At 61.9% G+C, this 25508-nt stretch carries 20 protein-coding genes and 1 pseudogene; 14 read left to right on the forward strand and 7 right to left on the reverse strand.

Annotated elements, in window-relative coordinates; genetic code table 11:
- Positions 1–16: 16 nt before the first annotated feature.
- On the reverse strand, positions 17–1318 hold the full coding sequence (locus WHX55_RS15810; RefSeq protein ID WP_353740760.1) for an ATP-binding protein: 1302 nt from the start codon (positions 1316–1318) through the stop codon (positions 17–19).
- A 4-nt stretch (positions 1319–1322) separates the two neighbouring features.
- The gene (locus tag WHX55_RS15815; RefSeq protein ID WP_007985461.1) at positions 1323–2024 is read right to left on the reverse strand and encodes a response regulator transcription factor; all 702 of its coding nucleotides are present in this window, start codon (positions 2022–2024) and stop codon (positions 1323–1325) included.
- A 267-nt stretch (positions 2025–2291) separates the two neighbouring features.
- Between WHX55_RS15815 and WHX55_RS15820 the strand changes: the two genes are divergently transcribed.
- From WHX55_RS15820 to WHX55_RS15865, 10 genes and pseudogenes are all read left to right on the forward strand, one after another.
- Positions 2292–3449, forward strand: a complete 1158-nt coding sequence (locus tag WHX55_RS15820; protein WP_150757040.1) for an efflux RND transporter periplasmic adaptor subunit — start codon at positions 2292–2294, stop codon at positions 3447–3449.
- A gap of 15 nt (positions 3450–3464) precedes the next feature.
- Positions 3465–6575, forward strand: coding sequence for an efflux RND transporter permease subunit (locus tag WHX55_RS15825; RefSeq protein ID WP_353740761.1), 3111 nt, complete (start codon positions 3465–3467; stop codon positions 6573–6575).
- A 170-nt stretch (positions 6576–6745) separates the two neighbouring features.
- A complete protein-coding gene (locus WHX55_RS15830; protein ID WP_353740762.1) occupies positions 6746–7387 on the forward strand; it encodes a DUF1345 domain-containing protein in 642 nt (213 codons plus the stop codon).
- A gap of 76 nt (positions 7388–7463) precedes the next feature.
- Positions 7464–8303, forward strand: coding sequence for an AraC family transcriptional regulator (locus tag WHX55_RS15835; RefSeq protein ID WP_353740763.1), 840 nt, complete (start codon positions 7464–7466; stop codon positions 8301–8303).
- A gap of 53 nt (positions 8304–8356) precedes the next feature.
- Entirely contained in the window at positions 8357–8965 is a 609-nt protein-coding gene (locus tag WHX55_RS15840) for a LysE family translocator (protein WP_353740764.1), read from the forward strand.
- Positions 8966–9105: 140 nt separating this feature from the next.
- Positions 9106–10131, forward strand: a complete 1026-nt coding sequence (locus WHX55_RS15845) for a LacI family DNA-binding transcriptional regulator (protein WP_151213598.1) — start codon at positions 9106–9108, stop codon at positions 10129–10131.
- Positions 10132–10294: 163 nt separating this feature from the next.
- Positions 10295–11077: a TIM barrel protein gene (locus WHX55_RS15850; RefSeq protein ID WP_151213599.1), complete on the forward strand. Its 783-nt coding sequence runs from the start codon at positions 10295–10297 to the stop codon at positions 11075–11077.
- A pseudogene (locus WHX55_RS15855) lies at positions 11070–12114 on the forward strand (sugar kinase). Before WHX55_RS15850 ends, WHX55_RS15855 begins: the two are co-directional and overlap by 8 nt.
- A 45-nt stretch (positions 12115–12159) precedes the next feature.
- Positions 12160–13458 (forward strand): MFS transporter, encoded by a 1299-nt coding sequence (locus WHX55_RS15860; RefSeq protein WP_150723708.1) that lies wholly within the window; start codon positions 12160–12162, stop codon positions 13456–13458.
- Between the two features lie 21 nt (positions 13459–13479).
- Positions 13480–14457: a D-glycerate dehydrogenase gene (locus tag WHX55_RS15865; RefSeq protein ID WP_353740765.1), complete on the forward strand. Its 978-nt coding sequence runs from the start codon at positions 13480–13482 to the stop codon at positions 14455–14457.
- A 130-nt stretch (positions 14458–14587) separates the two neighbouring features.
- Here the strand turns inward: WHX55_RS15865 and WHX55_RS15870 are convergent, their stop codons facing one another.
- The 3 genes from WHX55_RS15870 to WHX55_RS15880 form a co-directional block, all read right to left on the reverse strand.
- Positions 14588–15775, reverse strand: coding sequence for an aminotransferase class I/II-fold pyridoxal phosphate-dependent enzyme (locus WHX55_RS15870; RefSeq protein WP_150753542.1), 1188 nt, complete (start codon positions 15773–15775; stop codon positions 14588–14590).
- A 118-nt stretch (positions 15776–15893) separates the two neighbouring features.
- The gene (locus WHX55_RS15875; protein ID WP_353740766.1) at positions 15894–17036 is read right to left on the reverse strand and encodes a glycerate kinase; all 1143 of its coding nucleotides are present in this window, start codon (positions 17034–17036) and stop codon (positions 15894–15896) included.
- Between the two features lie 229 nt (positions 17037–17265).
- Positions 17266–18387 (reverse strand): sugar diacid recognition domain-containing protein, encoded by a 1122-nt coding sequence (locus WHX55_RS15880; RefSeq protein WP_150757032.1) that lies wholly within the window; start codon positions 18385–18387, stop codon positions 17266–17268.
- A 170-nt stretch (positions 18388–18557) separates the two neighbouring features.
- On the opposite strand from WHX55_RS15880, the gene WHX55_RS15885 reads away from it, so the two are divergent.
- The 3 genes from WHX55_RS15885 (at position 18558) to rarD (ending at position 22156) form a co-directional block, all read left to right on the forward strand.
- On the forward strand, positions 18558–19868 hold the full coding sequence (locus WHX55_RS15885; protein ID WP_353740767.1) for an MFS transporter: 1311 nt from the start codon (positions 18558–18560) through the stop codon (positions 19866–19868).
- 197 nt (positions 19869–20065) lie between these two features.
- Entirely contained in the window at positions 20066–21079 is a 1014-nt protein-coding gene (locus WHX55_RS15890; RefSeq protein WP_353740768.1) for an aldo/keto reductase, read from the forward strand.
- A 195-nt stretch (positions 21080–21274) separates the two neighbouring features.
- A complete protein-coding gene (gene rarD, locus WHX55_RS15895) occupies positions 21275–22156 on the forward strand; it encodes an EamA family transporter RarD (protein ID WP_150757029.1) in 882 nt (293 codons plus the stop codon).
- Positions 22157–22282: 126 nt separating this feature from the next.
- Here rarD and hppD read toward each other — a convergent pair whose 3' ends face one another.
- Both hppD and WHX55_RS15905 read right to left on the reverse strand, forming a co-directional pair.
- Positions 22283–23359 carry a 4-hydroxyphenylpyruvate dioxygenase gene (hppD, locus tag WHX55_RS15900; RefSeq protein ID WP_057714671.1) on the reverse strand — a complete coding sequence of 359 codons (1077 nt, stop codon included), beginning with the start codon at positions 23357–23359 and terminating at the stop codon, positions 22283–22285.
- A gap of 230 nt (positions 23360–23589) precedes the next feature.
- Positions 23590–24555, reverse strand: a complete 966-nt coding sequence (locus WHX55_RS15905; RefSeq protein WP_150753536.1) for an EamA family transporter — start codon at positions 24553–24555, stop codon at positions 23590–23592.
- 78 nt (positions 24556–24633) lie between these two features.
- On the opposite strand from WHX55_RS15905, the gene WHX55_RS15910 reads away from it, so the two are divergent.
- Entirely contained in the window at positions 24634–25506 is an 873-nt protein-coding gene (locus WHX55_RS15910; RefSeq protein ID WP_150757028.1) for a LysR family transcriptional regulator, read from the forward strand.
- Positions 25507–25508: the final 2 nt, after the last annotated feature.

Consider the following 25508-nt stretch of genomic DNA (forward strand, 5'->3'; position numbering starts at 1 on the left):
GCGCCTGCGAAGCGCGTCAGGCCGAAGCCGGCAACCACAAGCGAAACCGCGCCCCGCCCAGCGGCGAGGCTTCCACCGTCAGCGTCCCACCCTGTGCCTCCAGCGCGCGGCGGCTGATCGCCAGTCCCAATCCGAAACCACCCGTGGCGCGGTCGCGACTGCGGTCGAGGCGGTAGAAGGGTTCGAAGATCCGCTCGCGCTCGTCGTCCGGAATGCCGATGCCGTCATCGTCGACCCAGATTTCACAGCCGCCGACATAAACCTGCACACCGATCTGAATACGCTTCTCGCAGTAGCGCATGGCATTGCGCAGCAGGTTTTGCAAGGCGCGGGCGGTGAGGCGCGGGTCCAGGCTGAAGCGTTCGAACTGGCCGTGCAGCAGCACGTCGATGACGATTTCCGGGGACTCCATTTCTTCGTCGACGCTGCCAAGAATGCTGTCGATGAATTCATCCAGCGACACCTCGACCTGCTCCGGTAGCCGCGCCGGGTTTTGCAGGCGACTGTAGGACAGCAGCTCCAGCACCAATTCATCGAGTTCACGAATGTGCGCCACCAGGCTTTGCAGGCGCTCGCGGCTGGCCGCCGGCAAGTCGTCGGACAGTGCCAATGCCAAGCCGAAATCCAGGCGCGTCAGGGGCGTGCGCAACTCGTGGGACACCGCATTGAGCAAGTCCCGCTGCTGATTGAGCAGGCTCTCGATGTCGCCGGCCATGGTGTCGAACACACTGGCCAGGCTGCCGATGTTGGAACTCGGGGAGATTTGCGTGCGCTCGCCCAAGTGGCCCTTGCCAAAGCGTTCGGCGGCGCCCTTGAGGCGTTCCAGATCACGCCAGTGCGGGCGCAGCCACAGCAACAGGCACGCAAGCATGGTCGCGCCGATCAGGACGTTGATGCTCCAGTACAACAGGTTGACGTCCAGCGGATCCGGTGGCACGACCATTTGCACCACGGTGCGCTCATTCAGCGGCGCGACCGCCAGTGTGCGCCAGCCCCAGTCGCCCACGCGCACGACGTTCTCGCCGCGGCGCAAGCGCTGCTGTTCATCAGGCGCCAGGCTGCTGTCGTCATTGCTGCTGAGCACGATGTGCAGAGGAGAGAAGTCCTTGTCCATTTCAGCGGCCAGGGCCGGCCACTGTTCGGCCGGGACCGCGTGGAACTGTTTGACGATCAGCGTTTGCAGCCCTCGCGAGTAATCGAGGTTGTAGGTGACAAAGCGCTCCTGGAACACCTTGACCACCATGTCCGGCACCAGATAGATCGCCGCGCTGAAAGAGACGATGGTCACCAGGTACAAACGAAAGAGGATTCTGAACATCGGCTCAGCATTCCCACTCGGAGCGGCTGAACAGGTAACCCTTGCCCCACACGGTCTTGATCTTGCGCGCCTCGCCGGCATGGTCGTCGAACTTGCGCCGCAGCTTGGAAATCGCCACGTCCACCGAACGGTCGGTGCCATTGAATTCGATGCCGCGCAGGCGTTGCAGGATCTGGTCGCGGCTCAACACTTCGCCGGCATGCCGGGCCAGCACTACCAGCAGGTTGTACTCACCGCTGGACAGCTCCACCAATTGCTCGCGCCAGGTCACGGTGCGTTCGGACAAATCGATGCACAGGTTGCCCATCAGAATGCGGTCGTTGGCGGTCTGCGGCTCGCTGAGGCTGCTGCGGCGCAACAACGTCCGCACCCGGGCCAGCAGCACCCGTGGCTCGCAGGGTTTGGTGACGTAGTCGTCGGCGCCCATTTCCAGGCCCAGGACCTGGTCGTGGCTGTCGTCGCGGGCGGTGAGCATCAGGATCGGCAAAGTCGCCGAATCGGCGCGCAGCAGGCGACAGACTTGCAAGCCGTCGAGGCCGGGCAGCATCAGGTCGAGGATCACCAGGTCCGGCGGATTGAGCCGCGCACGTTCGCGCACATGGTCACCGCGACCGATCACGCTGACGGAATAACCGTTGCGTTCCAGGTAGCTGGCAATCAGTTCGGCGAGGGCGGTGTCGTCTTCGACCAGGAGGATGTTGGGCATGGGGTGTTTCCAGAAAGTGCTGTGGCGTCTGCACTGGCCTCTTCGCGAGCAGGCTCGCTCCCACAGGGGACCGCATTTCAACTGTGGGAGCGAGCCTGCTCGCGAAGGCGGCCTGTAAGGCGCAATAGAAATCAAGGACTGAAGGATATACGCCCTGACGCACACCTGAGTAAAACCCTTACACAATTTCACACAGCACCAACAAAGCTTCACCGCTACCCTCGCCGTCGCCCAGTAGGATGCTGGGGGTCTTTATTGGGGTATTACATGTCGAATAATCTGCTTGCCAGGCTCAGCCTGATTGCACTGGCGTTGACACTGGGCGCGTGTGACAAGTCCTCGAACGCCGAGGAACAGGCGCCGCTGGCCACGGTTCGCATCGAAACCATCGAAGCGCGGCCACTGACCATCAGCAGCGAACTGAGCGGGCGGATTGCCGCACCGCGCATGGCCGAAGTGCGTGCCCGCGTGGCGGGCGTGGTCTTGCAGCGCACCTTCCGTGAAGGCAGTGACGTGAAACAGGGCGATGTGTTGTTCCGCATTGACCCAGCGCCGTTCAAGGCTGACCTGGACAGCGCCGAAGCGGCGTTGCGCAAGGCCGAAGCCAACGCGTTCCAGGCCAGATTGCAGGAACAGCGCTACGCCCGGTTGATCGATGACAAGGCCATCAGCGGCCAGGACTACGACAACGCCCGGGCCAACGCCCGGCAGACCGCCGCCGACGTCGCCGGCAACAAGGCTGCGGTGGAACGTGCCCGGTTGAACCTCGGTTACGCCACCGTCACCGCGCCGATTTCCGGGCGTGTCGGTCGCGCGCTGGTCACCGAAGGCGCACTGGTCGGGCAGAACGAAACCACGCCGCTGGCGCTGATTCAGCAACTGAACCCGATTCATGCCGACCTGACCCAGTCCACCCGCGAACTCAACGAACTGCGCCGCGCCTTCCGTTCCGGCCAGTTGCAGCAGGTCGGCCAGGACCAGGCCAAGGCCACGCTGATTCAGGATGACGGCAGCCTCTACCCGCTGCCGGGCAAAATGCTGTTCAGCGACATCACCGTCGACCCGGGCACCGGCCAGATCATCCTGCGCAGCGAGTTCCCCAACCCCGACCTCGACTTGCTGCCCGGCAGTTTCGTGCGCGTACGCCTGGAACAAGCGGTCAACCAGCAGGGTATCAGCGTGCCGCAACGGGCCATCCAGCGCGACAGCGCCGGCATCGCCCAGGTGCTGCTGCTCGACGCCGAACAGCGGGTCGGGCAGCAACCGGTCGAACTGGGCGCCGTACAGAACGATCGCTGGATCGTCACCGGCGGCCTGAAAGCCGGCGACCGCATCGTCATCGAGGGCCTGCAGCACGCCCGCCCCGGCGAGAAAGTGCAGATCGACGACACCCCTCTTCCCCTTGCCCAGGTAACTGGTCAGTAAGCAGGACGCTTTTTTATGCCGCAGTTCTTTATCGACCGCCCGGTGTTCGCCTGGGTGGTTGCCCTGTTCATCCTGCTGGCCGGTGCGCTGGCCATTCCGCAACTGCCGGTGGCGCAATACCCGGATGTTGCGCCGCCACAAATCGAAATCTACGCCGTGTACCCGGGCGCTTCGGCGCAAACCGTGGACGAGAGCGTGGTCAGCCTGATCGAGGAAGAGCTCAACGGTGCCGATCACCTGTTGTATTTCGAATCCCAGAGCAGCCTGGGCAGCGCCACCGTCAAGGCCACCTTCCAACCGGGCACCAACCCGGAACTGGCCCAGGTGGATGTACAGAACCGCCTGAAAGCCGTGGAGTCACGCCTGCCGCAAGCGGTGATCCAGCAAGGTTTGCAAGTGGAGAAAGTCTCCTCCGGCTTCCTGCTGCTGATCACCCTGACCTCCAGCGATGGCAAGCTCGACGACGTGGCGCTCAGCGATTACCTGGCGCGCAACGTGATGAACGAGGTCAAGCGTCTGGACGGCGTCGGCAAGGCGCAGCTGTACGGCGCCGAACGGGCGATGCGGATCTGGATCGACCCGCAGAAACTGCTCGCCTTCAACCTGACGCCGGCGGACGTCAACACCGCCATCGTTGCGCAAAACGCCCAGGTGTCGGCGGGCAGCATCGGCGATCTGCCGACCCGCACCACCCAGGAAATCACCGCGACCATTCTGGTCAAGGGTCAGTTGTCGACCCCCGAAGAGTTTGCCGACATCGTCCTCAAGGCCAATCCGGACGGCTCGACCGTGCGCATCAGCGATGTGGCGCGGGTCGAGATCGGTAGCCAGGAATACCAGTTTTCCACGCGTCTGAACGGCAAGCCGTCCACCGCCGTGGCCGTGCAGCTGTCGCCTGGTGCCAACGCGCTGAATACCGCGACCCTGGTGCGGGCGAAGATGGACGAACTCAAGCGCTATTTCCCGGCGAACGTCGAGTACTCGATCCCGTACGACACCTCGCCTTTCGTCAAGGTCTCGATCACCAAGGTGGTCTACACCCTCTTTGAGGCGATGCTGCTGGTGTTCGCGGTGATGTTCCTGTTCCTGCAGAACATCCGCTACACGCTGATTCCGACCCTGGTGGTGCCGGTGGCGTTGATGGGCACTTTTGCGACGATGCTGGCGCTGGGGTTTTCGATCAACGTGCTGACCATGTTCGGCATGGTGCTGGCCATCGGCATTCTGGTGGACGACGCCATCGTGGTGGTGGAGAACGTCGAACGGATCATGGCCACCGAGGGCCTGTCGCCCAAGGAAGCCACGCGCAAGGCCATGCAGCAGATCACCGGGGCCATCATTGGCATCACCCTGGTGCTGGTCGCGGTGTTCATTCCGATGGCGTTCATGCAGGGCTCGGTCGGGGTGATCTACCAGCAGTTCTCGCTGTCGATGGCCACCTCGATCCTGTTCTCGGCCTTCCTCGCCCTGACCTTGACCCCGGCCCTGTGCGCGACGTTGCTCAAGCCAATTGCCAAAGGCGAGCACCATGAAAAGTCCGGATTCTTCGGCTGGTTCAACCGTCGCTTCGAACAACTGACCGAGCGCTATCAGGGTTGGGTGGCCTACGCGTTGAAGCGCACTGGGCGCTACCTGCTGATCTACGGCGTGCTGCTGATCTGCCTGGGCCTGGCCTTCAGTCGCTTGCCCTCTTCGTTCCTGCCGGTGGAAGACCAGGGTTACACCATCACCGACATCCAGTTGCCACCGGGTGCGAGCAAGAATCGCACGGTGCAGGTGGCCGAGCAGGTTGAAGCGCACAACGCCGGTGAGCCGGGCATTCGCGACAGCGTGGTGATTCTCGGGTTCAGCTTCTCCGGCAGCGGGCAGAATGCGGCGCTGGCGTTCAGCACGCTAAAAGACTGGTCCGAGCGCGGCAGCGACGATTCGGCGGCTTCGATTGCCGACCGGGCCAACGTCGCCCTAAGCCAGATCAAGGATGCGGTGACCTTTGCCGTGCTGCCGCCGCCCGTGGATGGCCTGGGTACGTCCAGTGGATTCGAGTTCCGCCTGCAGGATCGCGGTGGTCTCGGCCATGAGAAGTTGATGGAAGCCCGCACCGGGTTACTCGCGGCGGCCGAAAAAAGCCCGATCCTGATGAACGTGCGCGAAAGTGCCCTGGCCGAGGCGCCGCAGGTGCAACTGGTGGTCGACCGCAAGCAGGCCAACGCGCTGGGAGTGTCCTTCGCCGACGTCGGCAACGTGCTGTCCACGGCCGTGGGCTCGGCCTACATCAACGACTTCCCCAATCAGGGACGGATGCAGCGCGTCGTGGTGCAGGCCGAGGGCGACCAGCGCAGTCAGGTGGAAGACCTGCTGAAAATCCACGTGCGCAACACCCAAGAAAAAATGGTGCCCTTGTCGGCTTTTGTGCAGGCCAAATGGACTCAGGGCCCGGCGCAGTTGACCCGCTACAACGGCTACCCGGCGATCAGCATTTCCGGTGAGCCGACGCCGGGCCACAGCACCGGTGAGGCCATGGCCGAGATCGAGCGGCTGGTGGCGCAGGGCCCGGCGGGCCTGGGCCAGGAATGGACCGGGTTGTCGTTGCAGGAACGTTTGTCCGGCAGCCAGGCGCCGATCCTTCTGGGGCTGTCGCTGCTGATCGTGTTCCTGTGCCTGGCGGCGTTGTACGAGAGCTGGTCGATCCCGACCTCGGTGCTGCTGGTGGTGCCGCTGGGTGTGCTCGGCGCGGTGCTGGCTGTGACCTTGCGCGGGATGCCCAACGACGTGTTCTTCAAGGTCGGACTGATCACCATCATCGGCCTGTCGGCGAAGAACGCGATCCTGATCATCGAGTTCGCCAAGAGCCTCTACGACGAAGGCCACGACCTGATCGACGCCACCCTGCAAGCGGCACGCCTGCGGTTGCGGCTGATTGTCATGACCTCCCTGGCGTTCATCCTTGGCGTGGTGCCGCTGGCGATCGCGACCGGCGCCAGTTCGGCGAGCCAGCAGGCCATCGGCACCGGGGTGATCGGCGGGATGATCACGGCGACCTTGGCCGTGGTGTTCGTACCGGTGTTCTTTGTGGTGGTGATGAAACTGGTGCGCAAGCGACATAAAAACACCGGACAAAAACACTAACCCCCTGTGGGAGCGAGCCTGCTCGCGATGGCGGACTATCAGTCAACATCATCGTCGACTGACACACAGCCATCGCGAGCAGGCTCGCTCCCACAAGGGGATCTCGGTGATTTCAAGATTGGGGTCACCTGGGCTAAGGTGATTGCAAAGCCCCGAACCATCGAGCCTCCATGTCCTTCCTGCCCCGCACCCACCCTCGCCTGTCCGCCGCCATCCTGCTGGGCATCGCGGTGGGCATTCTGGTTCCGGCCGATTCGCCCATCAGCAAGATCCTCATCGGCTGGAATGCCGGCGTCTGGATCTACCTGCTGCTGATGCTCTGGCTGACTGTGCGTTCGAAAGCGACCGACGTGAAACGCATCGCCGAAATCGAAGACGAAAACGCCGGGCTGGTGCTGGCGCTGGTGTGTATTGCGGCACTGGCCAGCCTGGCGACCATCACCTTCGAACTGGCCGGCAGCAAAGACCTGGAAACCACCCGCAAGCTTTTGCATTACGGCTTCACCGCCCTGACCGTCATCGGTTCATGGCTGCTGATCGGGGTCATCTTCAGCCTGCATTACGCCAGGTTGTATTACATCTGGGGCGGCAAGGAACCGGCGCTGCGCTTTGCCGAAGGGCTGACGACCCCCGACTACTGGGACTTCCTGTACTTCTCGTTCACCATCGGCGTGGCGGTGCAAACCTCGGATGTCGGCGTCGCCACCCGGGGCATGCGCAAGATCGTGCTGGCGCAGTCGTTGATCGGTTTTCTGTTCAACACAGCCATTCTCGGGTTCTCGATCAATATTGCCGCAGGACTGTTCGGCTGATGACTGCACAAACGTTCTAGGCATGGCCCTCTTTCGAGGCGTTAAATAGCCCGGCAAACCGTTTCGCAGGTGCCCCATGCGCGCTCACAACTGGATCGACCTGGCCCAGGATGCCGACACCGGCATCGAGACCCTGCGCGCGCATTTCGAGGGCCACGCCTACGACCCGCACTGGCACGACAGTTATCTGGTGGGCGTCACCGAGCAAGGGGTCCAGCAATTCAATTGCCGACGGGCCAGGCACCAGAGCACGCCGGGCAAGGTGTTTCTGCTCGAGCCCGGTGACATCCATGACGGCGAAGCGCCGACCGCCGACGGTTTCACCTACCGCATGCTGTACCTCGACCCGCAGTGGTTGCAGCGCGAACTCGGCGCCGTGTTCGATCATGCCCCCGACAACAGCCAGCTGAGCTTCGCCGCCACCCTGGCCAGCGATGTGCGCCTGGCCCAGGCCACCAGCCTGGCGTTTGAAACCCTGCATCGCGGTGAACTGAAGATCGTCCGCCAGACCGCCCTCGACGGTTTGCTCGAGCGCCTGACCAGCCACTTGCACTGGCGCGCAAGCGATGGCCAAGACCCGCGTCTGCCGCGGGTGGCGCAGAAAGCCCGGGAATACCTGCATGCCAACGCACAATACGACATCGGCCTCGATCAACTGGCCGCCGTCACCGGCGTCGACCGATTCCGCCTGACCCGCGCGTTCAAGGCTGCCTATGGCATGGCGCCCCACGCGTATCTGGTGCAATTGCGCCTGGCCACCGCCCGCCGCCTGCTGGCCCGTGGCGAACAACCGGCAGCGGTGGCGATGGCGCTGGGCTTTGCCGACCAGAGCCATCTGGGGCGCTGGTTCATGCGCGCCTACGGCCTGACACCGGCGCTGTACCGCAAACGCTGCTCAAATCTTCCAGACAGGTAGGCCCGGGGATTGTGAAGATCGACTTCACTGATCTTCACCGGAGTTAGCCCGCGATGCTGCCCTCGTTACCGACGTTACTGCCTTTCCTTCTGTTTACCTTCGTGGCTTCGATCACCCCCGGCCCGACCAATATTCTAGTGCTGAGCAACAGTGCTCGATACGGGTGGGTCGCGGCTGTGCCGATCATCGTCGGCGCCTGTGCCAGCGCTGCGACCCTTGTGTTGCTGGTGGGCACGGGCATCGGTTCATCATTGACCGCGTGGCCCGCCGTGCAAAGCGTCATGCAATGGGCCGGCGTGGCGTGGCTGAGTTATCTGGCCTGGCAGATTTTCAGCGCCCCGGCGACGGCCATTGCCGCCCGCAACAGCGAAGCGCGCCTCGGATGGATGGGCGCCGCTAGCCTGCAACTGGTCAATCCGAAAACCTGGATGATGGCGCTGGCGGTAGTCAGCGTATTCGCCGGGAGTGGCGAGCATCGCGCAGTGCAGGTGGTGTATTTGTCCCTGGTGTTTTTTCTGGTTTCCCTGCCATGTCTCGCGGCCTGGGCGCTGCTCGGCGCCGGTTCAAGCCGCTGGTTGCGCTCACCCCGTGCCATGCAACGCTTCAATCGCTGCATGAGCCTGTTGCTGCTGGGTTCGGCATGGTTGAGCGTGCTGGCCTGACGGCCACTTGTCGCTCATTGTTCGACAATCAACCATCCGGGGCTTGACGACGAAATGGCTTTTGGTGTCTCCTGAAACCGGTTTCAGCGCTATCTCACGAAGCACTCGACCTTATAAATCCAATAAGAAGGTTTCAGACTGTGAATGATTTCTCCGCCGCCCAGCGCAGCCGCGTGACCATGCTCGACGTGGCCGAACACGCCAAGGTCTCCAAGGCCAGCGTTTCGCGGTTCATTGGCGATGATCGCGCCCTGCTCTCCGATGCCATTGCCCAGCGCATCGAACAGGCAATTGCCGAACTCGGCTATCGCCCGAACCAGATGGCCCGCGGCCTGAAACGCGGGCGCACCCGCCTGATCGGCATGCTGGTGGCCGATATCCGCAACCCTTACTCAATTGCCGTGATGCACGGGGTGGAAACCGCCTGCCGTCAGCACGGCTATAGCCTGGTGGTGTGCAACACCGACCGCGACGACGAGCAAGAGCGACAGCACCTGGCCCTGCTGCGCTCGTACAACATCGAAGGCCTGATCGTGAACACCCTCGGTCATCATCGTGACGAATTGCACGAACTGCACCGGGAAATGCCCCTGGTACTGGTGGATCGCAAGGTGGAGCACCTTGAAAGCGATATGGTCGGGCTGAACAACCCGCAGGCCATCGACATAGCCCTTGACCACCTTGAAGAGCGCGGTTATTGCGATGTATTGCTGGTGACTGAGCCGTTTGATGGCACCAGTTCGCGGATCGAGCGGGTCAGCAGCTTCAAGGCGCAAATCGAGCAACGCCCGGCGCTTCGCGGCACGCACATCGAAACCGGCAGCGAACTGATCGCACAATTGAAATCCTTCCTCGACACTCCAGGCCCCGGCCCAAAGGCGCTGTTTTGCGCGAACGGGATTGCGGCGCTAGCCAGCACCCATGCGTTGCGTGAACTCAAGTGCAACCTGTTCGATGACGTGGGCTTGATCGCCCTCGATGACCTGGATTGGTACCCGTTGGTGGGCAGCGGCATTACCGCCCTCGCGCAGCCGACCACCGAGATGGGTGCCAGTGCGTTTGAGTGTCTGCTCAAGCGGTTGCGCGGGGATGACGGGGCGGTGCGGACGCTGGATTTTTCGGCGCGGCTGGTGGTGCGGGGTTCGACCCGAGGGATTTCCCAGTGACAGTTCTGGCCCCATCGCGAGCAGGCTCGCTCCTACAGTTGAATTGCGAACACAGAGCCATTGTAGGAGCGAGCCTGCTCGCGATAGGGCCTTCAAAACCACCACAACATCTACAGATATTTTTTTGAACAAAAATGAAACCGGTTTCAGAGGTAGAAAAACAATGAACAAACCAGCCGTTTCCATCAGCCTCTCCAGCTACGGCGCCGACCTAGTGCGTCAACGCGGCCAGGGCAGCTTCATCGAGATTCTCGCCGCCGCCGGCGCCACGCGCATTGAGTGGCGCGAAGAATTGCTGACCATCGAGGACCCCGCTCAACTGGCCGATGCCACTCAAGCAGAAGGCCTGCAGAGCGTGTATTCGTCGCCCATGGAGCTATGGCTGGCCGGGCAATCCAGGCCCAATCCCGAACTGATCACGGCCCTGCAACGCGCCCAGGCGTTCGGCGCCAAATGGCTAAAAGTGTCGTTGGGCTATTTCACCGACAACAGCGATCTGCAAACCCTCGCCCGAGTGCTGGGCGAAAGCGCCGTGCAGTTGCTGGTGGAAAACGACCAGACCCTGCACGGCGGCCGCATTGAACCCTTCCAGCGCTTTTTCGCGGACGTCGAGCAGCACACGCTGCCGATCAAGATGACCTTCGATATCGGCAACTGGCATTGGCAGGACCAGTCCGCCGCCAGCGCCGCGCGCTTGCTCGGGCGTCACGTCGGTTACGTGCACTGCAAAGCGGTGACCCGTCGCGCCGACGGCAAACTGGTGGCCATCCCACCCGCTGCCAGCGATTTGCAACAGTGGGAACACCTGCTGCGACACATGGCCCAAGGCGTTATGCGGGCCGCGGAATATCCGCTGCAAGGCGATGACCTGGTGCAACTGACCACCGAGCACGTTACCGCCCTCGCCCACCTCGGTCAGTCGCAGCTGGAGAGTGCTCATGTCTGAGATCGATATTCTGTCCTTCGGCGAGACCATGGCGATGTTCGTCGCCGAACAGGCGGGTGACCTGGCCAACGTCGGCGCATTCCACAAACGCATTGCCGGGGCTGACAGCAACGTCGCCATTGGCCTTTCCCGACTGGGTTTCAACGTGGCATGGCTGAGCCGTGTCGGTGCCGATTCGTTGGGCCGGTTCGTGGTCGACACCCTGGAAAAACAAGGCCTGGATTGCCGCCACGTCGACATCGACACCGCCCACCCGACCGGTTTTCAATTCAAGTCCCGCACCGACGATGGCAGCGATCCGGTAGTCGAGTACTTCCGCCGTGGTTCAGCGGCCAGTCACCTTTCACCGCACTCGATCGTGCCCGAATTGCTCAAGGCCCGACACCTGCACGCCACCGGCATTCCCCCGGTGCTGTCGGAGTCGGCGCGGCAAATGTCGTTCGAGTTGATGACCCGCATGCGCGAGGCCGGGCGCAGTGTGTCCTTCGACCCGAACCTGCGCCCGAGCCTGTGGGCCAGCGAACGACAAATGATCACCGAGATCAACCGACTCGCCGCCCTCGCCCATTGGGTTCTGCCGGGGTTGAGCGAAGGTCGCTTGCTGAGCGGGTTCGAAGACCCGGCCGACATCGCAGCGTTCTACCTTGACCAGGGCGCCGAAGCCGTGGCGATCAAGCTTGGCCCACACGGGGCTTTTTACCGCACACAGCTTGATCAAGGTTTCGTGGCCGGCGTACCGGTACAAACAGTGGTCGATACGGTGGGTGCCGGCGATGGTTTTGCCGTCGGCATGATCAGCGCGCTGTTGGAAAACCAAAGCGTTGTCGAGGCCGTGAAACGCGCCAACTGGATTGGCAGCCGTGCGGTGCAGAGCCGGGGGGATATGGAGGGGTTGCCGACCCGCGCCGAAATGGTCAGCGAATTTGGGGCCGCCATCGCGAGCAAGCCCGCTCCCACAGGGGATATGTGTCGAACGTAGATCCAATGTAGGAGCGAGCCTGCTCGCGATGAGGCCAGTAAAGGCACCAAAGATTTAAACCGTTACCTGCTGCGACAAAAACAACAAGCTCAGGAGCACCACCATGAAAACCGCAACGCTCGCCACCCGCCGCTGGTGGTACATCATGCCCATCGTGTTCATCACCTATAGTCTGGCGTATCTGGATCGCGCCAACTATGGGTTCGCCGCCGCGTCCGGCATGGCCGCGGACCTGATGATCACGCCAGGCCTGTCGTCGATGCTCGGCGCGCTGTTCTTCCTCGGTTACTTTTTCTTCCAGGTACCCGGCGCGATCTACGCGCAGAAACACAGTGTGAAGAAGCTGATTTTCGTCAGTCTGATCCTCTGGGGCAGCCTGGCGACGTTGACCGGGATTGTCTCCAATGCCTACTGGCTGATCGTCATCCGCTTCATGCTCGGCGTGGTCGAAGCCGCAGTGATGCCGGCGATGCTGATCTACCTGTGCCACTGGTTCACCCGTGCCGAACGTTCTCGGGCCAACACCTTCCTGATCCTCGGCAACCCGGTGACCATGCTGTGGATGTCGGTGGTCTCGGGCTATCTGGTGCAGCATTACAGCTGGCGCTGGATGTTCATCGTCGAAGGCTTGCCAGCGGTGTTGTGGGCATTCATCTGGTGGCGTCTGGCCGATGATCGTCCGTCCCAGGCCAAGTGGCTCAACGACCAGGAAAAACAGGACCTGGAAAGCGCCCTAGCCGCCGAACAGGTCGGCATCAAGGCCGTGAAGAACTACGCAGAAGCGTTCCGCTCACCCAAAGTGATCATCCTGGCACTGCAGTTTTTCTGCTGGAGCATTGGCGTGTACGGCTTCGTGTTGTGGCTGCCTTCGATCCTCAAGGCCGGCGCGCAAATGGACATGGTCCAGGCCGGCTGGCTGTCGGCGCTGCCATACCTGGCAGCGGTGATCGGCATGCTGCTGGTGTCCTGGGGTTCGGACAAGTTGCAAAAACGTAAACGTTTCGTCTGGCCGCCACTACTGATTGCCTCGATTGCCTTCTATGGTTCCTACGCCTTGGGTGCCGAACACTTCTGGTGGTCCTACACCCTGCTGGTGATTGCCGGCGCCTGCATGTACGCACCTTACGGACCGTTCTTCGCAATCATTCCGGAGATCCTCCCGGCCAACGTCGCGGGCGGCGCCATGGCGCTGATCAACAGCATGGGCGCCCTCGGTTCCTTTGGCGGCTCCTATCTGGTCGGTTACCTGAACAGCTCCACCGGCTCGCCCGGCGCCTCGTACCTGTTGATGAGCGGCGCGCTGATGTTCTCGGTGCTGCTGACCATCTGCCTCAAGCCCGGCGCCAGCGATCGGGAGCGGCCCATGGCCACAGTAACGCGCACCGCCACGGCACATTCCTGAATTGAAGTTGAGATCCCGAAGATGAAAAAGCAGGTCGTCCTGTACAAGAAACTCTCGCCGCTGCTGATGGCTCGCCTGCACGAGCAGACCGAAGTGACGCTGATCGAAAACCTTGATGCCCAGGGCCTGGCCAAACTGCGCGATGCCCTGCCCCGCGCCCATGGTTTGCTGGGTGCCAGCCTGAAGCTGGATGCCGAACTGCTCGATCTGGCCCCCAACCTTCAAGCCATTGCCAGCGTCTCGGTGGGTGTCGATAACTACGACATCGACTACCTGACCGAGAGGCGCATCCTGCTCAGCAACACGCCGGATGTATTGACAGAAACCACCGCCGACACCGGTTTCGCGCTGATCCTGGCAACGGCCCGGCGCGTAGTGGAATTGGCAAACCTGATTCGCGAAGGCAATTGGACCCGCAACATCGGCCCCACGCATTTCGGCAGCGACGTGCACGGTAAAACCCTGGGCATCATTGGCATGGGCCGCATTGGTGAAGCCCTCGCGCAGCGCGGGCATTTCGGGTTTGGCATGCCGGTGATTTATCACAGCCAGTCACCGAAACCGGCGGTGGAACAGCGGTTCAATGCACGCTATCGAAGCCTGCCGGAGCTGTTGCAACAGGCCGATTTCGTTTGCCTGACGTTGCCGCTGACCGCTGAAACCGAAGGGCTGATCGGCGCAGAACAGTTCGCCCTGATGCGCCCCGAGACCATTTTCATCAATATTTCACGGGGCAAGGTAGTGGACGAAGCAGCGCTGATCGAAGCCTTGCGTGCGGGCCAGATTCGCGCGGCGGGGCTGGATGTATTCGAACGCGAGCCGTTGAATCAGGACTCGCCGTTGTTGCAGTTGAACAACGTGGTGGCGACACCGCACATCGGCTCGGCCACCCATGAAACACGGGAGGCCATGGCCAGATGCGCGGTGGACAACCTGTTGGCGGCGCTGGCGGGTGAACGGCCAGCCAATTTAGTCAATGCACAAACGTGGAAGGCTTGAGGGATTAGATGTTTTACAGATAGCTTTCGCGAGCAGGCTCGCTCCCACATTGGAGTGCGTACTCCTGTAGGAGCGAGCTTGCTCCGGGCGGCGTTCCGACGATGGGGCCCGCACATGCAACACAACGACCTCAGGCCCGCCGCACCTCCAGCAAACCCGTCGCACACAAGGCAATCCGCCGGCATGCATCAGCCAGCTTCATCTGATCCACCACCAACCCGATGCGGATATGCCCCGCCGCACTCGGCCCGAAGGCTTCACCGGCCAGTACCGACACGCCATAGTCTTCCAGCAGTCGTTCGGCAAAACGCTGGGCCGACAACCCGGTCTGGCCTACATCGACCATCACGAACATCCCGCCATCCGGGCGAATCGGCCTGAGGCCCGGACACTGGCTCAGACTTGTACACACCAGGTCTCGGCGCTGGCGATACTCTTCGCGCATCGAGGCCACTTCCGGCAAGTCCCGGTCCAGCGCCAACTGCGCAGCGTTCTGCACGAAATCCGGAATGCCGAACAACATGCTCAGCGACAAATTGACCAGGTGCCCGGCCATGGGTTTGGGCCCGATCACCCAACCCACCCGCCAACCGCTCATGGCATGGGACTTGGACAGGCTGTTGATCGTCGCCGTCCGTTCGGCCATACCCGGCAGGCTCGCCGGGCTGATGTGCTCACCCTCGTACAGCAGATCGCTGTAGACCTCATCGCTGATCAGCCACAAATCGTGGCGAATGCACAGCGCCGCCAGCTCCTGCCAGATCGGCAACGACAGACTGGCGCCGGATGGATTGTTCGGACTGTTGAGCAGGATGGCGCGTGTTTTTGCCGTGATCCGTGCCGCGACATCCGCCGGGTCAACGCGAAACCCGTTCTGCGGGCACACTGGCACCGGGACCACTGTGGCCGCGCAAGCGCCGATCACGCCCTCATACGTCACATACATCGGCTCGGCGACTATCACTTCATCGCCCGGATCGAGCAGGCATTGCGCCACCGAATACACCGCGCACTGCGCACCCGGAAAGACGATCACATGCTCGTCATCCACCACCTGGCCACTGCGTTGCCGGTGCCGGCGGGCGATGCTGTCGCGCAGCCCTCGACTGCCGCGCACTTCAGGATAGTGCGTATCACCGGCCAACAGGCTGGCGATGGCGGCCTGGACGATGGGTTGCGGCGTATCGAAATCGGGATCGCCAATTGACAGCAGCAGGACGTCGACGCCCTGTTCGCGCAATTGCAGCGCTCGATCGTGAATCTGCCAGGCCGCCGCTCCGTCACCGGCGATTCGTTGGGTCAAGGCTGAATAGCGCATGTCGGTCTCCTGTCGCGCGGGTGCTCCCAGCCACAACCCTATCTCAAATCACGAAGTGCGCCACCATGGCGTTCAAATCCACCGCCAAAACTGCCATCGGGGCTTTTGTGAAAAACCCTCAGCCGCCGCGAACGGCCATCCGCCAGACACGAGCGATATCGGTCGCCCGCTCACGCAGCAAGCGCGGCGCCTCGGCACAGGCCTGGTCCAGGGTCATCGGCCCGCTTGCCAGGGCAAACGCAGCGTCGACACCATGCTCATAAAGCGCCTGATAACCGTCGCCCAGGGTGCCGGCGATGACGATGACCGGCACGCCGTGTTCCCGGGCGACCCGCGCCACACCAAACGGCGTCTTGCCGCGCAGGGTTTGCGCATCGAAACGCCCTTCACCGGTGATCACCAGATCGGCCCCTGAAACGGCGTCGGCCAGGCCCACGAGTTCGGCAACCACCTCGACCCCGGCCTTGAATTGCGCACCGAGGAACGCCTTGGCGGCAAACCCCAGGCCGCCCGCCGCGCCACTGCCCGGCTCGTCACGTACGTCATTGTTCAAGGCAGTCGCGCAATGGTCGGCAAAGTGCCCCAGGGCACGGTCCAGTTGTTCGACCTGCACGGGCGAGGCGCCTTTTTGCGGGCCGAAGATCGCCGAGGCGCCGTGGGGGCCGCACAGCGGGTTGTTGACGTCGGCGGCGATGTCGAAGCGCGCCTGGGCCAGGCGCGGATCAATCTCGCTCAGGTCGACGCGGGCCAATTGCGCAAGCGCGAGGCCGCCCGGTGACAGCGTCTGCCCCTGGGCGTCGAGCAATTTCACGCCCAAGGCCTGCATGGCACCGGCACCGCCGTCATTGGTCGCACTGCCGCCAATCGCCAGGATCACCCGTTGCGCACCGGCATCCAGTGCGGCGCGGATCAATTGCCCGGTACCGAAGGTGCTGCTGATGCACGCATCCCGTTGCGCCACCGGGACCAACTGTAAACCGCTGGCCTCGGCCATTTCGATGATCGCGGTGTGGCTCTGCGGCAACCAGCCCCACGCGGCTTCCACCGTGGCCCCCAGTGGCCCGCGAACCACGGTGCGGCGCTGCTGGCCTTCGCACGCGGCCAGGATCGACTCGACAGTCCCTTCCCCGCCGTCGGCCATCGGGCATTTGATCAGTTGGGCATCAGGCCAGACTTGCGCCAATCCCAATGCAATGGCATCGGCCACGCCTTGGGCGCTGAGGCTGTCCTTGAACGAATCGGGGGCGATCACGATTTTCATGGGAATTCTCCAGTTCCAATGCCCACATGCTGCCAGCCGCCATGAACAATAACGCCGGGCCGCTGCACAAGCGGTGTTGAGGATTATTGTTCATTTCCACAAAGACTATGGACAGACGCTTTACCTGTGGGAGCGAGCCTGCTCGCGATGGCGGTGTGTCAGCGACATTCATGCTGACTGATGCGCCGCCATCGCGAGCAGGCTCGCTCCCACAGGGGGATTTTGTCGCTCACGAAATTGAGTCTGACTCGGGCAGCAGTTGCACCCCCAGATACAACGCCAGCATGCCGTCCAGCCGCAACGGATCAACCCCGCTCAGCTCGGCAATCCGCTCCATGCGATAGCGCAGGCTGTTGCGATGGATGCCCAACGCATCGGCGCAGGCCTGGCTCTGGCCGTCGTATTCGCACCAGCTGCGCAGGGTTGCCAGCAACTGACCATTGTTGTCCTTGGCAATGACCTTGCGCAGCGGATTGAGCAATTCGTCGAGGGCGTCGTCGTTGCGGTGGCGCCAGAGCATCACCGGCAGCCGATAGCGGTTCAGCGTCAGCAATCGGGAGCGCGGCAACACCTCGCGCCCGTAGGCCAGCAAGTCACCGACCCGGCGATAGCAGCGACGCAAGCCCGAAAGTCCATCGGCCTGCCCACCCACGGCAATGCGCAGGATGTTCCAGCCCAGGCCGTCGAGTTTGTCCAGCAAGCGCTCGTTCTCGACCGTCTGGCTCGCCGGCCGGCACCAGAGCAACGAGGTCTTGGCTGAACTCACGCACCAACTGTCGGGGTGACGGGACGTCAACCAGGCGCTGAGTGCCTCGACGGTTTGCCCTGGCGCGTGCTCCAGGCCCAGTTCGAACAGGTATGGCACCCGGGTCATCTGGGGCTTGAGGCCCAGCTGCGCCGCTTCATCGACCAGTCGCGGAGAATCCCCGGCTTCGCTGAGCAACAACGCCAGCAGATCATCGCAGCGCTGGCGCCGCCATTGCTGTTCGGCCTGCTGGTTGCGCTGGCCCACCAGCATTTCGGCGGTCATGCGCACCAGTTCGGCGTAAGTGCGCAGTTGCTCGGGTTCGCCGGTGATGCCCAGTACGCCGATCAGGCGCTGGTCGAGCATCAGCGGCAGGTTGATGCCCGGCTGCACGCCCTTGAGATGAATCGCCGTCTGCGCATCGATCTCCACCACCCGGCCATTGGCCAGGACCAGTTGCGCGCCTTCATGCCGGGTGTTGACCCGCTCCGGCTCGCCGCTGCCCAGGATCAAGCCCTGGCTGTCCATGACGTTGACGTTGTACGGCAGGATAGCCATCGCCCGGTCGACGATGTCCTGGGCCAGGTCGTGATCGAGTTCGAACATGCAAGTGATCCTTGAAGACGGTGATGGAACGGGTTGTTCACCCGCACAGGCCTTGGTTGCAAACCCTGTGCTCAGGCACAAAGACAGGCACCCTGAGGGTGGTCGAGACTCTCTGGGCGATCAACGTTACCCTTTGCATCGCAAAAAATCATAATAAAGAGAGAGCCGCCATGACACAGAGCGCCGTAGCGTCCGACGCCATCGCTGACGACAAAAACGCCGTCTACAAGCGCATCACCCTGCGCTTGATCCCCTTCATTTTCATCTGCTACCTGTTCAACTACCTCGACCGGGTGAACGTTGGGTTTGCCAAACTGCAGATGCTCGACGCGCTGAAGTTCAGCGAAACCGTGTACGGCCTCGGCGCCGGCATTTTCTTTATCGGCTACGTACTGTGCGGCGTGCCAAGCAACCTGGCCCTGACCAGATTCGGCCCACGGCGCTGGATCGCGCTGATGATGATCACCTGGGGCACGCTGTCGACCTGTCTGCTGTTCGTCACCACGCCGACCGAGTTCTATACCTTGCGCCTGTTCACCGGCGCGGCCGAAGCCGGGTTCTTCCCGGGTGTTGTGTTGTACCTCTCGCAGTGGTTCCCGACCTTCCGCCGTGGCCGCATCATGGCCTTGTTCATGTCGGCGATCCCGGTCTCCGGCCTGCTCGGCAGTCCGTTCTCCGGCTGGATTCTCAACCACTTCGCCGCAGGTCAAGGCGGTCTCGCCGGCTGGCAGTGGATGTTCCTGCTGCAAGGCATTCCCACCGTCATCCTCGGTGCGCTGGCTTATTTCCTGCTCAGCGACAGCTACGCCAACGCCAAGTGGCTGACCCCGTTCGAGCGCTCGGTGCTGGAAGCCGACCACGCCGAAGATCTGGCGAACAAGCCGAAAACCACGACCGATTCGCTGCTGGCGGTGTTCAAGAACCCGGCGATCTGGGCCTTCGGCCTGATCTACTTCTGCATCCAGAGTGGCGTCTATGCGATCAACTTCTGGCTGCCATCGATCATCAAGAACCTGGGCTTCAGCGATAACCTGGTGATCGGCTGGCTCAGTGCGATTCCGTACCTGCTGGCCGCGGTGTTCATGCTGATGGTCGGCCGTTCGGCGGACCTGCGCCAGGAACGTCGCTGGCATTTGGCGGTGCCGATGTTGATGGGGGCGCTGGGGCTGCTGATTGCGGTGAACTTCGCCGCCAACCCGGCCATCGCGATTCTCGGCCTGACCATCGCCACCATGGGCGCCCTCACCGGCCTGCCGATGTTCTGGCCGGTGCCGACCGCCCTGCTCAGTGCCGGCGCCGCGGCTGGCGGCCTGGCGCTGATCAACTCGATGGGACAGATGGCCGGCTTCCTCAGCCCGTACCTGGTGGGTTGGGTCAAGGACAGCACCGGTTCGACCGATGCGGCGCTGTATCTGCTGGCGGGCGTGATTGTCTGCGGCAGTCTGCTGGCGTTGCGCATGACCCGTACCTTGCGCGCCTGATCACCACCACCGCCCTTGTGGGAGCGAGCCTGCTCGCGAAGGCAGAGTGTCAGCGACATCAATGCTGACTGACACACCGCTTTCGCGAGCAGGCTCGCTCCCACAGGGTTTTCAGCGTTGGCCGGATAATTCGGTTTGCCCCGCAGAGCGATTCTGGTATCTGATTGAGCCTTTCCCACTGGTAAAAGGATTTGCTCATGATCTACCGCACGCTGGGTCATTCGGGCCTGCAGGTGTCCACCCTGACCTTGGGCACCATGATGTTCGGCGAACAGACCAGCACCGAAGATTCCCTGCGGATCATCGACAAGGCCTGGGACCAGGGCATCAATTTCATCGACACCGCCGACGTCTACACCAACGGCCGTTCCGAGGAAATCGTCGGCGAGGCCATCGCCAGCCGCCGCCATGAATGGGTGCTGGCGACCAAGGTCGGCTTCGGTCCCGTGGACGGTGTCCCCAACCGCAGCGGCCTGAACCGCAAGCATCTGTTCAACGGTATAGATGCCAGCCTGACGCGCCTGGGCACCGACTACCTCGACATCTATTACCTGCACCGCGAAGACCACAATACGCCGCTGGAGGTCACGGTATCGGCCATCGGCGACTTGATCCGCCAGGGCAAAATCCGCTATTGGGGTCTGTCCAACTACCGCGGCTGGCGCATCGCCGAAGTCATCCGTGTGGCCGACAAGCTTGGCGTTGACCGGCCGGTGATCAGCCAGCCGCTGTACAACATCGTCAACCGCCAGGCTGAAAGCGAGCAGATCACGGCGGCGCAAAACTACGGTCTGGGCGTGGTGCCCTACAGCCCGCTGGCGCGCGGGGTGCTCAGCGGCAAATACGTGCCGGATGTGAAACCGGACGCCGACAGCCGTGCCGGGCGCCAGGACAAACGCATCCTGGAAACCGAATGGCGCGTCGAGTCCCTGCGCATCGCCCAGCAAATCCAGCGATACACCCAGGAGCGCGGTGTGGGCATCGTCGAGTTCGCGATTGCCTGGGTGTTGAACAACAGCGCCGTTACCTCGGCCATTGTCGGGCCGCGTACCGAAGCGCAATGGGACGCCTACACTAAGGCGCAGGCGGTGAAGATCACGGCCGAGGACGAGGCGTTCATCGATTCGCTGGTGACACAGGGACATGCGTCGACACCGGGGTTCAATGATGTGAGCCATTTTGTGTCTGGCCGTAAACCGCGCACTCCCTGAGTCAACACAAAACCCATTGTAGGAGCGAGCCTGCTCGCGATGGCGGTACTACATTCAACAGAGATGTTGGCTGAAAGATCGCTATCGCGAGCAGGCTCGCTCCTACAGTTGGGCCGTGTTGATTGATTGGTCAATATTCGACGCTAAAACCACGTATCCTCCCCCCCGTTTCACCTTCAACCTTGCGAGGACAGCTTGTCTAAAGGTATCGCTCTATCGGTTTCAGCCTCGGTGCTGTTTGCCGTCATGTATTACTACACGTCGCTGCTCTCCCCCTTGAGTGGCGTGGAAATCTTCGGTTGGCGCATGCTGTTGACCGTCCCGTGCATGACCGTGTTCATGGTGGTGTCCGGGGAGTGGAAGCGCGTGCTGGAGATCGTTCGGCGCGCCATGGCCAATCCGAAACTTGCGGGCGCGCTGATCGCCTCCTCTGCCCTGCTCGGCGTGCAATTGTGGCTGTTCATGTGGGCACCGCTCAACGGCTACAGCCTCGACGTATCACTCGGCTATTTCCTGCTGCCGCTGACCATGGTCTTGACCGGTCGCCTGGCCTACGGCGAACGCCTGTCCTATCTGCAAAAAATCGCCGTGGTGTTCGCCTGCCTGGGCGTGATCAACGAGGTGTATCAGGTCGGTGGTTTTTCCTGGGCGACCTTGCTGGTCTGCATTGGTTATCCAACCTACTTCATCCTGCGCAAACGGCTGGCGGCGGACAACCTCGGCGGGTTATGGCTGGACATGGCATTGACACTGCCGGTGGCCTTCTGGTTCGTGCAGAGCGGCGCGCAAGGTTTCGGTGTGTTTGACCAGCATCCATGGTTGTCGCTGTTGATCCCGATGCTCGGCGTGATCAGCGCATCGGCACTGGTGATCTACATCATTGCCAGTCGCCTGCTGCCATTCAGCCTGTTCGGCTTGTTGAGCTACGTCGAACCGGTGTTGCTGCTGGGCGTGGCGTTGTTGCTTGGGGAGAGCATCAAGGCTGGCGAATGGCTGACGTACATCCCGATCTGGATGGCCGTGCTGGTATTGATGTTTGAAGGGTTCAAGCATCTGGTGCGGCAACGCAGACCTTAAGCACACACAAAACAATTGTAGGAGCGAGCCTGCTCGCGATGGCGTCTTCAGACTCAACATAGATATTGGCTGACAGATAGCTATCGCGAGCAGGCTCGCTCCTACAGTTACTACATCTGCAAGGATTTAGTCGGTGGAGAGAACACCACGACGAACCTGGTCACGCTCGATGGATTCGAACAGCGCCTTGAAGTTGCCTTCGCCGAAACCGTCGTCGCCCTTGCGCTGGATGAACTCGAAGAACACCGGCCCCATCAGGGTTTCCGAGAAGATCTGCAGCAGCAGACGCTTGTCGCCCGACTCGGACGAGCCGTCCAGCAAAATGCCCCGTGCCTGCAGTTGGTCCACCGGTTCGCCGTGGTTCGGCAAACGGCCTTCGAGCATTTCGTAGTAGGTTTCCGGCGGCGCGGTCATGAAGCGCATGCCGATGCTTTTCAGGTGGTCCCAGGTCTTGATCAGGTCATCGGACAGGAACGCAACGTGCTGGATGCCCTCGCCGTTGAACTGCATCAGGAACTCTTCGATCTGCCCGGCGCCCTTGGACGATTCTTCGTTCAACGGGATGCGGATCATGCCATCGGGTGCGGTCATGGCCTTGGAGGTCAGGCCGGTGTACTCGCCCTTGATGTCGAAGTAGCGGATTTCGCGGAAGTTGAACAGCTTCTCGTAGAAGTTGGCCCAGTAGGCCATGCGACCGCGATACACGTTGTGGGTCAGGTGATCGATGATCTTCAGGCCGGCACCGACCGGATGGCGGTCCACACCTTCGATGAACACGAAGTCGATGTCATAGATCGAGCTGCCTTCGCCGAAACGGTCGATCAGGTACAGCGGCGCACCGCCGATGCCTTTGATCGCCGGCAGGTTCAGCTCCATCGGGCCGGTTTCGATGTGGATCGGCTGGGCGCCGAGTTCCAGGGCACGCTTGTAGGCCTTTTGCGAATCCTTGACGCGAAACGCCATGCCGCACACCGACGGACCGTGCTCGGCCGCGAAGTACGAGGCCACGCTGTGGGGTTCGTTGTTGAGGATCAGGTTGATCGCGCCCTGGCGATAGAGGTGCACGTCCTTGGAACGGTGGGTCGCCACCTTGGTGAAGCCCATGATCTCGAAGATCGGCTCCAGGGTGTTCGGGGTCGGCGATGCGAGCTCGATGAATTCAAAGCCCATCAGGCCCATTGGGTTTTCGTATAAATCTGCCATGGTCGGCGCCTCATCATTCTTTTATCAATTAACAAAGGTTAGTTGTAAGCAATGCTGAGACCGGTGGGTGGCGCACAGGAGATGCCCCGCACACTGCGGGCGAGAAAGTCACCGTAGATCAGTTGAAACCCGAATATCTTCATTGTCGACCCAAGGCTCTTGCGGGCGAGGCTTCTGCTGCCAGAAGACGATTATTATTGTATGCGTAAACCGATTCTACACAGCGTAAATCAGTTTGTCCGCCTTCTGTATAAAATCCCCTTTTTCCTGGCCCGCGCAAGGGGTTTGTTGCAGAGGAAAATTCCCGCCAGTATCAGCCCGCCACCCAGGCACATGGCCAGCGTCAGCGGCTCATCCAGTAGCAGCGCGCCAAGGATCACCGCTGTCAGCGGGTTCAAGGCAATGAACACCCCGGAACGGGTCGCACCGATTTTGCGGATGCCGTCGTAGTAGCCGATGTAAGCCAGCGCCGAACCCAGTACCCCCAGGTACAAAAGACTCAACCATTGCTGCGCACCCAGATGGGCGATCGCGGTAACACTCACCTCACCGCGCATGATGCAGGCCATCCAGAGCATGACGGTGCCCAGCAGGATCGAATAGGTCACGGTTTGCACCGGTCCCAGGGTGTGGTTCAGCTCTTTGGAGAACAGCGAGTAGACACCCCAGCCGAGGACGCAACCGAAAATCAGCAGATCGCCGAGCCAGGTATCGGCACCGCCGGCCAGTAATTGCGGGTCGCGACTGACGATCACCATGCTCGCGCCCGCCATGCAGATCGCAATGCCGACGACTTTGGCCCGGTTCAAGCGCTCCTTGAACAGCAGCCAGGAGGCCAGGCCGATCACCGCCGGATTCAACGCCACGATCAAGGACGCCCGTGAAGCGTTGATGAAATGCAGGCCATAAAAGAAGCACAGGTTGTAAAAAAAGATCCCGAAAAAGCCAAGCAATAACAACTGCAGCCATTGCCGGACGCTAGGCCGGACCAGCGGTGTCCGCGCCATGCGTACAAACAGCAGCAACGCCACGCTGGCCAGCAGAAACCGCAGGCTGGCCGCCAGTAACGGGCTGAGGCCGCCAGCCAGATAGCGACCGGCGACGAAGGTGCCACCCCACACCATGGTGACCACCGCCAGTTTCAGATACACCGGCAAATCCGAGGGTTTTGACAGGCTTTGCTCGCAGATCGTCATAAGATTCCAGGACCGGATGTCGGAGAGATGACGTATCATTCGACTAATACCCAGTAATCGTAAAATGAGCAAACACTCATGACCCTCACTCAACTGGAGATTTTCTCCCTGGTGGCCGAACTCCACGGCTTCACGGCTGCGGCCAATCGCCTGGGTATTTCCCAATCGGCGGTGTCCCATGCCTTGAAGTCCCTGGAGCTGGAGTTGGGTGTCGAACTGTTGCGCCGGCATCAATCCCAGGTCGAATTGAGCGACATTGGCCAGCAGCTGTTGCTGCGTGCCCGGGCGATGCTCGGCCTGGCCAACACCCTGCGCCAGGAAGCGGCCGATGCGCGGGGCATGAAACGCGGCACGCTGCGTATCGGCTCCTTTGGCCCGACGTCATCGATCAAATTGCTGCCGTTGATACTGCAGCAGTACCGCGCCGCCCATCCCGGCATAGAGGTGCATATCGACGAAGGCCCCGACCGCCAGGTGCTCCAGTGGCTGGAGGAACGACGGATCGACATCGGCTTTGTGGTATTGCCCGAGGAACGTTTCGACACGGTCGCGCTGATCGAAGACCAGATGGTCGCGCTGCTGCCCGCCGCCCACCCGCTGGCGGTTCACGACAGCCTGAACCTGAAGGACCTGTGCGATTTCCCGTTCGTGCTGACCGAGGCCGGTTCTTCGGAGCTGGTTTCACGCCTGTTCACGGTGGCCCGACTGACGCCCAACATCCGATATCGCTGCTCGCAGTTGATCAGCACCCTGGATGTCGTCGCTCGTGGCGACGGTGTGACGATCGTTGCAGAAGGTTCATTGCCCAATCAAATTGACCGCCGCTGTGTGAAAAAACCGCTGTCGCCAGCAGTGTTGCGCCAGGTCGGCCTGGCGGTGCTCGACCGACGCCAGGCATCACCCGCGACGCTGGCCTTTATCAGCCTGGCCGAAAGCCTTGACTTGCGTTGAGC

The organism is Pseudomonas fluorescens (assembly GCF_040448305.1).
Taxonomy (GTDB): domain Bacteria; phylum Pseudomonadota; class Gammaproteobacteria; order Pseudomonadales; family Pseudomonadaceae; genus Aquipseudomonas; species Aquipseudomonas fluorescens_BH.